The organism is Acinetobacter sp. YH12095 (assembly GCF_013419245.1).
Taxonomy (GTDB): domain Bacteria; phylum Pseudomonadota; class Gammaproteobacteria; order Pseudomonadales; family Moraxellaceae; genus Acinetobacter; species Acinetobacter towneri.
Map to the genome: position 1 here is coordinate 63,002 of NZ_VPAL01000007.1, position 13,933 is coordinate 76,934.

General features: G+C 41.9%; 12 protein-coding genes. 8 read left to right on the plus strand and 4 right to left on the minus strand.

The genetic code is table 11. The annotated features are described in order from the left end of the window. Window positions 1-391 precede the first annotated feature (391 nt). The 4 genes from FTU35_RS07075 to FTU35_RS07090 all read left to right on the plus strand — a co-directional run bounded on the left by FTU35_RS07075 (window position 392) and on the right by FTU35_RS07090 (window position 4,509). Window positions 392-1,123, plus strand: coding sequence for an outer membrane protein OmpK (locus FTU35_RS07075; RefSeq protein ID WP_179991251.1), 732 nt, complete (start codon window positions 392-394; stop codon window positions 1,121-1,123). Between the two features lie 172 nt (window positions 1,124-1,295). After that, a complete protein-coding gene (locus FTU35_RS07080) occupies window positions 1,296-2,078 on the plus strand; it encodes a sulfite exporter TauE/SafE family protein (RefSeq protein WP_179991250.1) in 783 nt (260 codons plus the stop codon). Between the two features lie 176 nt (window positions 2,079-2,254). Further along, a complete protein-coding gene (locus FTU35_RS07085) occupies window positions 2,255-3,670 on the plus strand; it encodes a DASS family sodium-coupled anion symporter (protein WP_096901624.1) in 1,416 nt (471 codons plus the stop codon). Between the two features lie 137 nt (window positions 3,671-3,807). Further along, a complete protein-coding gene (locus tag FTU35_RS07090; RefSeq protein WP_004974184.1) occupies window positions 3,808-4,509 on the plus strand; it encodes a phospholipase D family protein in 702 nt (233 codons plus the stop codon). A gap of 76 nt (window positions 4,510-4,585) precedes the next feature. On the opposite strand, the gene parE is transcribed toward FTU35_RS07090, so the two are convergent. Further along, window positions 4,586-6,466, minus strand: coding sequence for a DNA topoisomerase IV subunit B (parE, locus tag FTU35_RS07095; protein WP_004974183.1), 1,881 nt, complete (start codon window positions 6,464-6,466; stop codon window positions 4,586-4,588). A 14-nt stretch (window positions 6,467-6,480) separates the two neighbouring features. Next, window positions 6,481-7,065: a YqiA/YcfP family alpha/beta fold hydrolase gene (locus FTU35_RS07100; protein ID WP_154320172.1), complete on the minus strand. Its 585-nt coding sequence runs from the start codon at window positions 7,063-7,065 to the stop codon at window positions 6,481-6,483. Window positions 7,066-7,373: 308 nt separating this feature from the next. On the opposite strand from FTU35_RS07100, the gene FTU35_RS07105 reads away from it, so the two are divergent. After that, a complete protein-coding gene (locus FTU35_RS07105) occupies window positions 7,374-8,705 on the plus strand; it encodes an alpha/beta fold hydrolase (protein ID WP_154320171.1) in 1,332 nt (443 codons plus the stop codon). A 137-nt stretch (window positions 8,706-8,842) separates the two neighbouring features. Here the strand turns inward: FTU35_RS07105 and FTU35_RS07110 are convergent, their stop codons facing one another. Together FTU35_RS07110 and gshA are read right to left on the minus strand one after the other, a co-directional pair. Continuing rightward, a complete protein-coding gene (locus tag FTU35_RS07110; RefSeq protein ID WP_131261221.1) occupies window positions 8,843-9,376 on the minus strand; it encodes a disulfide bond formation protein B in 534 nt (177 codons plus the stop codon). 18 nt (window positions 9,377-9,394) lie between these two features. Continuing rightward, window positions 9,395-10,972 (minus strand): glutamate--cysteine ligase, encoded by a 1,578-nt coding sequence (gene gshA / locus FTU35_RS07115; RefSeq protein WP_154320170.1) that lies wholly within the window; start codon window positions 10,970-10,972, stop codon window positions 9,395-9,397. A gap of 318 nt (window positions 10,973-11,290) precedes the next feature. Here gshA and FTU35_RS07120 point away from each other — a divergent pair, with 318 nt between their 5' ends. The 3 genes from FTU35_RS07120 to FTU35_RS07130 are packed head-to-tail and all read left to right on the plus strand — an operon-like array spanning window position 11,291 to window position 13,798. Beyond that, window positions 11,291-11,830 carry a DUF924 family protein gene (locus FTU35_RS07120; RefSeq protein ID WP_154320169.1) on the plus strand — a complete coding sequence of 180 codons (540 nt, stop codon included), beginning with the start codon at window positions 11,291-11,293 and terminating at the stop codon, window positions 11,828-11,830. A 45-nt stretch (window positions 11,831-11,875) separates the two neighbouring features. Continuing rightward, on the plus strand, window positions 11,876-12,451 hold the full coding sequence (locus tag FTU35_RS07125; protein ID WP_104852739.1) for a hypothetical protein: 576 nt from the start codon (window positions 11,876-11,878) through the stop codon (window positions 12,449-12,451). Window positions 12,452-12,469: 18 nt separating this feature from the next. Then, a complete protein-coding gene (locus FTU35_RS07130; RefSeq protein ID WP_154320168.1) occupies window positions 12,470-13,798 on the plus strand; it encodes a DUF445 domain-containing protein in 1,329 nt (442 codons plus the stop codon). The last annotated feature ends 135 nt before the right edge of the window (window positions 13,799-13,933 follow it).

Consider the following 13,933-nt stretch of genomic DNA (forward strand, 5'->3'; position numbering starts at 1 on the left):
ATGATGAACACTTTTAATTCTGCAGAACCGTGTCCCTATACCTTGAATATCGGGCCTATCTGAAAAATATGCAAGCAATATTTATAGAAAAGCAGCAAAAGAATAACCCTTTTATCACCAATTTCAGCTTAGATGTTCAATAAGCGATCAATTTGGATAGCACTACGTTGTTCAATCTATTGCCAATGAGAAACTTGATGCTTTTAAAGGGTTTAGTCACACCTGCAATATTCACCTTTACATTTTAACCATTGGTTTTAAATCGTTTAAAAAGCATTCAACCCAAAAGCTGATAGAAAACACCCCAAAATGACCCGTCAATAATCGAATTTTGCTTTATTTTTGCTAAAGAATCTGTATCCTTGAAACGCTTTTATTGGGGTCTATTTTTATGAAACTTACACATATTGCTGCGCTGTGCGCAATCTCCACTGCTGCAACTTTTACGCAAGCTGCACCGATTTGGCAAGATTTTAGCCTGACTGCTCTTTATGGTGAAAACTATAAATTAGGTACAGAAGATCGTACGACTCTTACTGCTGAATATGCAGCTAAACTCAAATATTCTGATGTGTTCTTCTTCGTTGACCAACAATGGGATGGCAATGATGATGACTCAACCTATTTTGAATTAGCGCCACGTTTAAGCTTGGGTGAAACTACAGGTCAAAACTTATCTTTTGGCCCAGTGAAAGATGTTCTCATTGCAACTACTTGGGAACATAATGCTGGACACGGTGCTAATCCTGAATTCAATAACTTTTTATACGGTATTGGTTTTGCTTTAGACATTCCATATACGCAATATGCAAATGTAAATTTCTACAAAGCAGACAACGATCTCACTAAAGATGATTATCAAATGACCATCACTTATGCTGTACCATTTAAAATTGGTTCAGAAGAGTTCTTGGCTGATGCCTTCCTAGACTGGTCTACTGCAGAAGATGACCATGCCAGCGAATTAAACTGGACTTCTCAATATAAATGGAATGTGGGCAAACACATTTCACCTAAAACCAAATTATACGTGGGTATCGAACACTCTGTTTGGAACAACAAGTTTGGTATTAAAGGCGTAGATCAAAACGATGTCAGCGCATTGGTCAAATACCATTTCTAAGCTGTATTTTTCTCTGTTCAAAAAAGCAAGACTTCGGTCTTGCTTTTTTATTGGTCATTAAAATAGTTTCCAATAAATATGCTTTGCTCATAACCATGCAACCCATTTGTACTTAGCGCAAAACTCCGCTACATTGAGTTAAATTTCAAATAAAAAGCACTGTGAAGCCCACATGCAAAAAACCGATTTCATTATTCTGCTGTTTTGTGCGATTGCTGCAATTTTGCATGGCATGAGCGGTTTTGGTTTTCCTATGCTCAGTACGGCTGCGGTGGCGATGTTATATCCACTCAGTACTGCGGTTGCTTTGGTTCTGATTCCCTGTTTGCTTCTCAATATCTACATGCTGCGGGGCGATGCCACACAATCTATATTCAGCAGTTTATATGGCTACTGCAAAAAATATTGGGGTTTAATCTTCAGTGCGCTGATTGGCAGCTATTTGGGCGTCAGTTTGCTGCTGATTCTGAACGAAGGTTATTTAAAATTGGCAATGGGCGTACTGATTTTATTGTACGTGGCCGATCAATTTCGACAACGTCCTTTGCAAATTTCTGCCTCACTCAAAAATATGCTGATTTTTGGTTTGCTGGCAGGTGTGATTGGTGGTGCGACCAATGCCATGGCACCATTTCTAATGATGTATTTACTCAGCACTCAACACAGCAAAACCGATATTGTGGTGATTAGCAACTTAAACTTTATTATTTCCAAACTCATTCAATTGGCAGTTTTATATCCAGTAATTCAACAGTTTAGCCACATACAATTAAAAGTTTTAGCCCTGATTTGCATCATCTCTATGCTGATGGTGTATATCGGCAGTCTGATTCGTAAACAAATTTCCCAGACATTATTTAAGCAGATTGTATTTACGTTATTGGGTTTTATGGCACTTTACGCGATTGCTCAAGGATTATTCATCATCCAAAAATCACCTGCTTTATTGATATAAATCAGACCAATAAACATAACAAATGGAAAATTATTTAGATTTTTTTTGGCTTAAATAATTATTTACACCTATAATTAAGACCAGCTTAAAAAACAGTCTATTCAGACTGCTTCGGTCGTTTGCATCGACCAATCTTCCCTCTTTTCTTTTAATTCCTTTTGACGGAGTGAACTTCTATGGAAAATAACCATATAGAAGTGCCAGCCAATATTAAGCGAAAAGAACTGATCAAGACCTGGGTGATTGTTGCAATTGCAGCCCTGCTCTCTTTCGGTTTATACAATGTCTTGCCCTATGATGAAAATGCAAATAAGGGTCTAAGTCTGTTGCTTTTTATTGGTATTTTATGGCTCACCGAAGCTGTACACATTACCATTACCGCGCTTTTGGTGCCGGTGCTTGCCGTAATTTTGGGCATGCCTGTAGAAAATGCCAGCAAAGTGCTTGAGCCAATTAGCACCAGCAAGGCATTGGCGACTTTTGCCGATCCTGTTATTTTCCTGTTCTTTGGTGGTTTTGCTTTAGCGACTGCACTGCACATTCAGAAACTGGATCGTAAAATTGCGATGTGGATTATTTCCATGTCGGGCGGTCACTTGGGGATTTCGGTTTTATCTATTTTTATTGTCACTGCTGCGTTGTCGATGTGGATTTCCAACACAGCCACGGCGGCGATGATGTTACCGTTGGCGCTGGGTTTGTTATCACACCTCGATGCCACTAAAGAGCGTAAAACCTTCGTTTTCATTTTATTGGGGATTGCCTACTCTGCCAGTTTAGGTGGTTTGGGTACGTTGGTAGGTTCGCCACCAAACGCTATTGCAGCCAAAGCGTTAGACTATGACTTTGCTGACTGGATGAAAATTGGTTTACCAATGATGCTGATTTTGCTACCAGCAATGTTGGTCAGCTTATATTTGGTATTGCGTCCAAATTTAAATCAAAAAATTCATTTTGAAACTGAAGTGATTCCTTGGACCAAAACCCGTGTTGCAACGATGATTTTATTCGTATGTACTGCAGTGGCGTGGATTTTTGGTAAAAAACTTAGCGAAACCTTCGGCATTAGCCAACCCGATACATGGACTGCATTAGCTGCTGCATGTTTGGTAGTCATGCTAGGTACTGCATCTTGGAAGCAAGTAGCTGAAAATACCGATTGGGGCGTGTTATTACTGTTCGGTGGTGGTTTAACCCTCAGTGCGATCTTAAAAGATTCAGGCGCATCTTTGGTATTGGGTCAAACCCTTGCCAATACCTTTGGTGATACTTCGCCATTGGTAGTGATTTTTGCGGTGACCATCTTCATTATTTTCTTAACTGAATTTACCAGTAATACAGCGTCTGCTGCGTTATTGGTTCCTGTATTTGCTGCAATTGCAGACCAAATGGGTATTCCAAAAGAAATTTTAGTGGTGATTATTGGTATTGGTGCATCGTGTGCCTTTATGTTACCTGTGGCAACGCCACCAAATGCGATTGTATTTGGTACAGGTCAAATTAAACAAAGTGAAATGATGAGTGTGGGCATGGTGTTGAACGTCATGTGCGTATTTATTATTTCATTATTTGTATATTGGTTCTTTAGTTAAGGATCAATAAAAAATGGAGCACAAGATGCTCCATTTTTTTCGCCTCAATTTTAGAATATTTTTAATCATCAAATCATTACCTAAATAAATTCGCTATACTCAGGACATAATAATTTAGACACAATGAGGAGGGTTAAATGGCTAAGTTTTTAAATACGAGCGCGACCAATTTTTTCTTAGAAGAACTGATAAAAAATGCCAAAGAAAGGTTAATTTTAATTAGCCCATATTTACGTTTAAATGACCGTATTAAAGAGTTACTTGAAGATAAAGATCGACTCAAAATTGATATTCGAATCGTTTATGGAAAAAGTGATTTACATCCTGATGAAATAAAATGGATGCAAAAACTTGATTTTGTTCGGCTCAGTTTTTGTAAAAACTTACATGCTAAATGCTATCTCAATGAATCTGAATGTATTATTTCTAGTCTAAATCTTTATGAATTTAGCCAAATTAATAATAACGAAATGGGCATTTTGATTCGCAAATATGAAGATCAAGATGTCTTTAAAGATGCTTATGAAGAAGCGCAACGTATTATTCGTATTAGTGATGAAGTTAGAATTAGTTTAGATGAAGTGAAAGCCGAACCAACAAATGAATCTGTTGAAGAAACCAATGACAATAATGTTGGTAAATTAACATCATCTAAACTTGCAGCAAAACATAAAATGAAAACCAATGAATTGTTGGCTCATTTTACCGAAAAAGGCTTATTAAATATCAATGATGCTGGAAAGCACATACTCACTCAACAAGGCAAAGACGTAGGTGCAGAATTTAAAACCAGTCAATATGGTGGATATTTTTTATGGCCTGAAAATATTGAATTATAAACACCAATCAAAATTACAATAAAAAGCATCCATTACTTTTTTGAAATAATGGATGCTTTTTCTAAATTAAATCAGCTTAAACCGCCAAATCGGCTAAATTACCTTTTTGCTCTAACCACACTTTACGGTCTGCAGAGCGTTTTTTAGCCAGCAATTTATCCAATAAACCTGCGGTAAAATGACTATCATCCAAATCCAATTGCACCAAACGGCGTGTATTTGGATCCATCGTGGTTTCACGTAACTGACTGGCATTCATTTCACCCAAACCTTTAAATCGGGTAATTTGCGGATTTTTGGTTTTGGCTTTTTTCAGCGTGTTTTCTAACTCATCTTCATCCAGCGCATAATGCACATCTTTACCGTCATCAATACGGAATAACGGCGGCATGGCGACGTATAAATGCCCATCTTCCACCAAACTTGGGAAATGTTTCACGAATAAAGCACACAGCAAAGTGGCAATGTGTAAACCATCTGAGTCGGCATCGGCCAAAATACAAACCTTACCGTAACGCAATTCAGATAAATCATCACTACCTGGGTCAACCCCAATCGCAATTGCAATATCGTGTACCTCCTGCGAACCCAAAACCTCGTCCGAAGACACTTCCCACGTATTTAAAATTTTTCCACGAATTGGCATGATCGCCTGAAAGTTTTTATCACGCGCTTGCTTAGCAGAACCACCTGCAGAGTCACCTTCTACAATAAACAGTTCCGATTCTTCACGGGTTTGTCCCACGCAGTCGGCTAATTTACCCGGCAAAGCTGGGCCTGAAACGATTTTTTTACGTTCTACTTTTTTCGCTGCTTTTAAACGACGACCTGCTTTGGAAATTGCCATTTCTGCCAATTGCATGGCAATGTCAGAATTTTGGTTTAACCACAAGGCAAAGGCATCTTTGGCGATATTCTGCATAATGCTTGCCGCTTCACGGCTCGATAAACGCTCCTTGGTCTGCCCAGAAAACTGCGGCTCTTGGAACTTTAACGATAAAATGTAGTTAACCCCATCCCAAACATCTTCGGCAGATAGCTTTAAATTGCGCGGCAATAAATTGCGTAATTCACAGAACTCACGTAAAGCATCGGTCACACCAGAACGTAGTCCATTGACATGCGTACCGCCTTGCGCAGTCGGAATCAAGTTGACATAACTTTCTTGAATTTGCTCGCCGCCTTCTACATTCCAGCAAATTGCAAACTCTGCACTGGCACGCTCTGCCTCACCTGTCGCCACAAAAGCAGGGGCAGGTACAATCTCTCGATCTTCCAGCTCATCCATCAAATAGTCGACTAGACCATTTTCAAACTGCCAGACAATTTTTTCATCGTTAATTTCATCAATGTAATGAATTTCTAAACCTGCAGCTAGTACCGCTTTGGCTTTTAAATTGTGTTTTAAGGCTTTTAGCGCAAATTTAGGTGAATCGAAATATTTAGCTTCAGGCCAGAAATGTACCAACGTACCCGAAGCACGTTTTGGGGCTTTGCCTTCCAAGACTTCTAAAGGTGCAGCAGCTTCGCCCTGATCAAAAGCCATTTTATACAGGTTGCCCTGACGCTGTACGGTCACTTCAACCCGACTGGACAAGGCATTCACTACAGAAATACCGACCCCGTGCAAACCGCCCGAAAATTGGTAGTTGTCGGTGCTGAACTTACCGCCTGCATGCAGCTTGGTCAGAATAATTTCAATCCCGCTTTGCCCGTATTCTGGGTGAATATCGACAGGCATACCACGGCCATTGTCTTCTACCGACAAAGAGCCATCTTTATAGACTTTTACGGTAATTTTATTGGCATGCCCTGCAAGTGCTTCATCCACCGCATTATCAATAACTTCTTGCGCCAAATGGTTTGGACGTGTGGTGTCGGTATACATGCCCGGACGACGACGTACTGGATCTAAACCAGATAAAACTTCAAGAGATTGAGCGGTATATTGAGACACGTTGTACTGTTTCCTTAAGCTAGGGAATCCGATAAAAATTGCAGTAACATCGGAATTTTGTCTGCAAAATTATCCATGGCATGATTGCCGTGCGCTTCAGTCATGATCATGGCCGAAGGTGAGGCAGCACTATAATAACGCTGCGCTTCACGATAATCCAAAACTTCATCGCCTTGTTGCAATAACACCAATATTTTGTCTGCATCTTGCGCAACTGGCAACGCAATGTCTGCTAAGTCATCCAATTGCGCTGCAGTTAAGCTCCAGTTCGGATGTACCACATAGGGCAGCACATCGCCAAACAAGTCCTGAAACAATTGCCATGGTCGCATAGCAGGGTTAATCACAACAGCAGGCACATGATGCTGTGCGACCAGTTGTGTCGCATAAAAGCCGCCTAGACTGCTGCCCACCAATGCCACATTGGGCAAACGTCGAATCAATGCCGATACGTTTGCCAAAACCGCTAAAGGTGGAGCATTTAAATCGGGCAAATGCATCTGAATATCAGGGCGATGCTGCTGCACATAGGCATACAATAGCTGCCCTTTCATGGACAAAGGACTGCTCTGAAAACCATGTAAATAAATTAAATTCATGCGTGACATTTCTAAGTAACACCATTCAATTTTTGGCTGATACAGCACTTATTTTGCGTTTTTAATTTAATTTTCATGGAAAAATGCAATTGTTAGACAAAAAGATGCGAACATCTTGGCATTCATCGGTATTTTACAAGTAGTTCAAGATGAACACGATAAAATAAAAGTATCGGGTTTGGTGACAATTCATCTAAAAATTTACAGTCCTGTAAATTCATGAAATGCCAACAGACCCTTGAGTTTATACCGCGAACCCAAGTAAAAATAAAGCGTTCGGTATATGGGAACACAAGGGGCAACACAGTATGCCAAGTTTAACACCGCTGCATGAAACGTATTGTAGATGGGATCGTACACCTCCAAGTCAGGCCGATATCCTAGAAGGCTTGGCACAGTTGGTCAGCACGCGCCTGAATGCCGTGATGAGCGAAGTGATTCAAACCATTCAGCGTGAAGTTTTGCTCAGCGTATTTGGCATGAGCGAACAACGCTCGCAAAAGTTTCAAAAAACCGCAACTTTTCAAAAGTTGTATAAGTTTGCCTTCCACAGCTTACAACAATACGGCTATCACTTTGTTGCACCAGGTTTACGTCAAATCATTGCGCAATTTCCCAACTTACATGACAAAGCACTCACGCCAAGCCTGCATTTTTTAGTCGGTGTACTGAATGGCGTACTGGGAGATTATCTACTCGAACAGCAAAATCCGCTCGCCTTACCTATGGTGCTCTATGACCATTATGGCGAAGTCCAACAAGGCGATTTGTCTGGACGTGTGGTAATTTTTGTGCACGGTTTATGCCGCAATCACCTCGATTGGACTACACACCAATTTGGTGGTTTTGGTGAAAAATTACTGGCACAACGTGACCATAACACCATGTTATATCTGAATTACAATACAGGGCGTCGCATTTCTGCCAATGGCCGCAGTCTTGCCAATACCTTAGATGATTTAATTCAGCGTCATCCTAAAATTACCAGTATTGATTTAATTGGGCACAGCATGGGTGGCTTGGTGTCGCGCAGTGCGCTGTTTTACGGTAAGCAAAATTTGCAGCACTGGATTCACTTGGTCGAAAATCTGGTCTGCTTGGGTTCACCACATCATGGGGCTGTTTTGGAGCGTTTTGGTTTCCATTTACAGGAAAAATTAGGTCGCTTTCCTATTGTGAAAATTGTCGGGCATTTGGTCAACATTCGCAGCAACGGCATTTTAGATTTGCGCTATGGCAGTGTGCGAGATGATGACTGGGAACATAATCAGGCACGAATTGGACAGGTCGATGACAACCGCAAACCTGCACCTTTGCCGACCCATATTAATGCTTATTTCGTGGCAGGCAGCATTGAGTTTGAGAAAAAGCAGAACCTGACCCGCAAAGTCATTGGCGATTATTTAGTCAGTATAAAAAGTGCTTTGGGGGAACATCCTAACCCACGTTTTCAATTAAAACTGCCTGAATCGCACAAAGCTGTGTTCTATGGTCTGAACCATTTTCAGTTGCAATATCATCCGAGTGTGGCTGAGCAATTGGTGAAATGGTTTTATCCTGCGCATGAAGAAGTGCCAGAGCAGCAAATTCGTGAGTTTATTGGTGATTGGTCAAGCTTAGAAGGCATCGCGCTCACCTAACATAGTCTAAACAGTTCAAAATACGCTACAACACGATGATTTTTAGATAGATTATCAACAGATACACAAAAAAAATGCGCCATCGCAATTTTATGGATGACGCATTTTTATCAATTCAGTGGGTAGGCTCCCGGAATTTATTTTTTCTTCACTTTGCCAAATGTAGTCGATGCCACAAAAGGATAGTTACGCAGCAATTGCCATAAACTAATGATCGCCAACACGCTAAAGAACAGCAATGACCACACAGGTAAAGACTGCCCTAAGAACGTCCAGTCAATCACAGCACATTCACCTGAACCCGACAGTACTTGTTGCAATACGGCTTTCATGGGTAAGGCATCTACCAAATAATCTAGCCCTGGACCGCAGCTTGGCACTTGATCGGGCGGTAAGTTTTGCAGCCACACATGCCGTGCTGCCACACCCACTGACCATAAAATTCCAATACTGCCGAACAGCGCGTAAATACGCTTAACCACGTTAGATTTAGGGTTATGCACAAAAGCAATCAGTGAAACCAAACCCAATGCAATTAAGCCCACCCGCTGAAAAACGCACAGTGGACACGGCGCTAAACCTTGCACATGCTCTAAATACAATGCAAATGTCATCCCAATGACACTGGCTAAAAATAAAACACCACTTAGCAGACGATAACTCAATTGCATGTTTAAATCTCTGAGCTGTTATCTATATTGTGCGACATAGTCTGCAAAACTCAGACCCTGTGCTTGTTCAAGTTGTTGTTGTTGCTGAATAGATTGCACTGCAATTTCATCAAAATATGTTTGTGTTTCAGGACGCAGCGCATGTTGCTCATACGCATGTGCATGTTGCTGCGCCATATAACTGCCAAAGCCCCACGTACCGCCATGACGAATAGTATCGGCAATCATGTGTGCCGACAGGGTTTCATCGACTTCATGTAAACGCGCCATCATGCGTTCTAAAGCTTGAGAATACAGCTGCGTCGCATAACTTTGGTCGAGTAAAGCAGCCAAAGGTTGCATGGCGGTGACATACTGCTGTCCCCACGCTTCAATTGGGGTTTTAACATCGCTCTCTTGAATGTGCGCATTTGGCGCACGCCCACGATTGACCACTTCGGCCTGATTTTTTTCGATGATACTTTGTTCCGCATCTAACAAGGCTGGGCTGTCTTGCAACAAACAATACAATGCTAAGACTTCCAAAAAGCCTGCGGTATGTTCATCTATCCCAATTGGGCTATACGGATTAACATCTACCGCACGTAATTCGACATAACCAATACCACGATTGGCAAGTGCTTGAGATGGGGTTTCACCTTCTTGTGGTACTTGTTTTGGGCGCACCAAACTGTAGTACTCATTTTCGATTTGCAGCACATGGTCATTAATTTGAATTGGCTCACCCGTAGCATCATCTAAACCTAAGCGGCTAAATGGCAAGTACGGGGTTTTCACGGCTTTTTGCAAACCATCTAAATAACCTGTTAAGTCATTGTAATGAATACCAAGTTTTTTCTGCGCCGAGTTTTGATAGCCAAAGTTACCCATACGCAACGCAGTCGCATACGGTAAATACAACGTGCCTCTTAACAACGGCAGCAAATGATGTTCATGCCCCGTCATAAAACACTGACAAACCGATGGACTTGCACCGACTAAAAACATCACCAATGGTGTTAAACGAATAAAGTTACGAATTAAACCTAAATAACGATGACTACGATAATCTTGCAAACTCAGTGCTTTGAGCTGCTCATCACTTTCATGTTGTTGCAAGGCGGCAAATAAATGTTCAGGGAAGGATAAATTATAATGCACCCCTGAAATGGTCTGCATACGGCGACCATAGCGCACACCTAAACCACGGCGATACAAAGTTTTAAAGCGCCCAATATTGGAGCTGCCATATTGCGCCAGTGGAATACCGTCATCGGTTTCATCAAGCATACATGGCATCGACAGCGGCCAAAGTTTTTCACCTTCGCCTAAGTGCTGATGCACCACGCTATGAATATCTCGCAAATAATCAAGCGCGTGTTGAATGCTGCTTTGCGGTGGAGTAATGAACTCCATCAACGCTTCGGAATAGTCCGTAGTAATATGCGGATGTGTGAGTGCCGAACCCAAGGCTTGAGGATGTGCTTGCTGCGACAAGAAGCCATCGCTTTGCATACGCAGACTTTCGCGTTCAATCCCGCGCAACATCCCTTGAAGCAACGCAGCGTCTACCCATGTTGGTAGAACATCTTGCGCATTTGGTTCGGGTTGACTCATTACACTCTCGCTTAATCCAATACACTACAAATACGACATAAACCACAGGCTGATTTTGGGTCGGTGGCAATTTTCTCTATCATGCAGATGATCTGAGATGAAATTGCTACCGTTCAAGTATAACTTGATTTGGCATCAGCACATGCGCTTGGGCTGTTTTTTCTAACAAAATGATGATTTTGGGGCATGCTGACATTTTATAAAGTGGTCAACGTCAATAAATTTTAATTTGGCAATTTTTTATCACAAAGTTGCACTATAAGACATGCTAAATTTGTGATTTTATAATCAAAAGAACAGAGGTAAATAATAAAGCGTATGAATTATCAAGATTTTTTAGATTTTTGGTTTTCTCCTGCTGCAGAACCGAATTGGTTTGTCAAAAGCGCAGAATTTGATGCCCTGCTCGCAGAAAAATTTACCGATGTACTGCAACAAGCGGCACAAGGAGAATTATGGACATGGCGCGAAACACCTGCAGGTCGTTTGGCTGAAATCATTATTTTAGATCAATTATCACGTAATTTATACCGTAATGACCCGCGTGCCTTTGCCCAAGATGGAATGGCCTTGGTGTTGGCACAAGAAATGATTCACTTAAAATTGGATCAGGACTTAAACCCAACCGAACGTCGTTTTCTATATATGCCGTTTATGCACAGTGAATCCAAACGTATTCACGAAGTCGCATTAACGTTGTTTGAAAGTTTGAATGACCCCACCGTGTTGGGCTATGAACTGAAACATAAAGTGATTATTGACCGTTTTGGACGTTATCCACATCGGAATCAGGTGTTGGGACGTCCTTCGAGTGCAGAAGAACTTGAGTTTTTAACCCAACCCAATAGCAGTTTCTAACTGGCGAGCTTGTCTTGGCTGGTTGATGTGTACAGGAGCTTTCACATGAAATATTCCCTACTCGGTCTTGCCCTTGCCAGCAGTTTGCTGTTTACAGGCTGTGCCACGACATCCTCTAAACCGCTCAGCTTTGAGCAGTTGGGGCAATACAGCACCACACCACTGAATGCGCAAACCTATCGGATTAGTTTTTTAGCGGGTCATAACATGAGTTTTGGCACTGCAGAAGAAATTACTTTGGTGAAAGCAGCACAAACCACGCTGCAACACGGTTTTCGCTTTTTTAAAGTTTTAGATGATCCGAGTAACCGTAGCCAGAAACCACCTAGACAAGCCGTGGTTTACCCTGCACCAAGTTACTATCCGTATAGCTATTCGCCGTATGGATATTATCATCGTCGCGCACCATTCTGGCCTGACCCATTCTATGATATGCCGCAAGTGGTGACCCTCGATCCGACTCAAGTGTCTTACACCATTCAGTGTTTTAAAGATCAAAAATCTGCACCTGAAGATGCCTTTGATGCGAGCCTAATTTTACAATCACTGGGGGCAAAATATGGTTTAAGTCCCACAGGACAACCATTACCCCCACCAACCTCTGCCCCTGCCGCGCCCTAATGAGATAAGGATGCCTGCATGAATACAGCGTCTGACCACACTTTAGCGAGCAGCTCGCAGCATAGCTCTCCGAGCCTGCAACGCAGTAAACGCTTTGCCACCATTGCTTTAGTGATTGCCGTGCTGGCATGGCTGGCATTAATGCTAACCGCAAAATTACTGCCTGAATATACGTGGTTGATTCACATTCTAATGCTGTCTGCCGAAGCAGGCGTGGTCGGTGGTCTGGCAGACTGGTATGCGATTACGGTGCTGTTTCGCAATCCTTTTGGCAAAATGCCAATTCCTAAATTCTTACGTGATCACACCGAAATTATTCCACGCAACAAAGACCGTATTGCCGAGTCGATGGGGCGCTTTGTGCAGGAAAACTTTTTATCGCCCCAAGTGGTACAAAAAAGCCTGCATAGCACTGACTTATCCTTAGCCGTGGGTAAATGGTTGGCGAATCCGCAAAATAATGCGCAAGTGACCCAAGTCATTCAGCAAACTGTACCGAAAATTTTTGAATTTGTCGGGCAAGAACAAATTGGGCGCTTTATTCAAAGCAACAGTGTGCAATGGGTTCGCAATACTCAGGTCAACCACTTGGCCAGTGAAATGCTGCGTGCGGTTTTGGAAAATGACTTTCATCAGGATGTGCTGCAACGCGGTTTAGACCTTGCCCATGACTGGATGCTGAAACATCCTGAAAAAAGCCGTGAATTGACCCGTCAATTGTTTAAAGAGCTTGGCGTGTGGAAACTGGCCAAAGGTGCGAGCTGGATTGGAATTGATGTGCAGCAACGCACCATAGATTCTTTACTGCAACGGGTCGAATCTATGTTGGCAGACCCTGAACATCCTTGGCGACAAAAAATTGAAGATGCTGGGCAACAACTGATGTTACAACTGGCAGATAACAACAGCAGTGCCAGTCTACGTCTAAATGACACTAAAAATGCCCTATTAGACAGTCCGCAAGTCTTGAATTTTATTAGTGGTGCAGTGGTGATTCTCTGCAATGCGATTAAGGAAGATTTACAAAAATCTGATTCGGGAATTGCGCAAAACCTGCGTATTGCCATTCAGCAAGTCGGTGAAAATATCATTGCCAATACCGCAGTACGTCAATTACTGAATGAAAAAATGAGTACGATTGCGGTGAACTTGTCAGATCAATATAGTGAAAAAGTGATTCGCTTTATTAGTGAGCGCATTCATGAATGGGACTCGCGCGAAATGATTGGCAAAATTGAAAACGAAGTCGGTGGTGATTTACACATGATTCGGGTCAATGGTGTAGTGGTAGGTGCATTTATTGGTCTGGGATTGGGGATTATTCGGGCATTGGTGGAGTTGATTTGAGATGAAATTTTTTTGATAAGTCGATCTTGAGGTGTTCAATCAAAAATAACGCCTCGAACGATCTATTCAAGCCACATCATCACCCTTTACCCCATTTGCATTCCCCCCTGAAAACGCTACGATGTAAAACAAGCT

Excerpts from the sequence above, each read along its gene's own strand:
- FTU35_RS07075 (WP_179991251.1), top strand. The coding sequence starts at position 392 with ATGAAACTTACACATATTGCTGCGCTGTGCGCAATCTCCACTGCTGCA.
- FTU35_RS07080 (WP_179991250.1), top strand. The coding sequence starts at position 1,296 with ATGCAAAAAACCGATTTCATTATTCTGCTGTTTTGTGCGATTGCTGCA.
- FTU35_RS07085 (WP_096901624.1), top strand. The coding sequence starts at position 2,255 with ATGGAAAATAACCATATAGAAGTGCCAGCCAATATTAAGCGAAAAGAA.
- FTU35_RS07090 (WP_004974184.1), top strand. The coding sequence starts at position 3,808 with ATGGCTAAGTTTTTAAATACGAGCGCGACCAATTTTTTCTTAGAAGAA.
- FTU35_RS07100 (WP_154320172.1), bottom strand. The coding sequence starts at position 7,065 with ATGAATTTAATTTATTTACATGGTTTTCAGAGCAGTCCTTTGTCCATG.
- FTU35_RS07105 (WP_154320171.1), top strand. The coding sequence starts at position 7,374 with ATGCCAAGTTTAACACCGCTGCATGAAACGTATTGTAGATGGGATCGT.
- FTU35_RS07110 (WP_131261221.1), bottom strand. The coding sequence starts at position 9,376 with ATGCAATTGAGTTATCGTCTGCTAAGTGGTGTTTTATTTTTAGCCAGT.
- gshA (WP_154320170.1), bottom strand. The coding sequence starts at position 10,972 with ATGAGTCAACCCGAACCAAATGCGCAAGATGTTCTACCAACATGGGTA.
- FTU35_RS07120 (WP_154320169.1), top strand. The coding sequence starts at position 11,291 with ATGAATTATCAAGATTTTTTAGATTTTTGGTTTTCTCCTGCTGCAGAA.
- FTU35_RS07125 (WP_104852739.1), top strand. The coding sequence starts at position 11,876 with ATGAAATATTCCCTACTCGGTCTTGCCCTTGCCAGCAGTTTGCTGTTT.
- FTU35_RS07130 (WP_154320168.1), top strand. The coding sequence starts at position 12,470 with ATGAATACAGCGTCTGACCACACTTTAGCGAGCAGCTCGCAGCATAGC.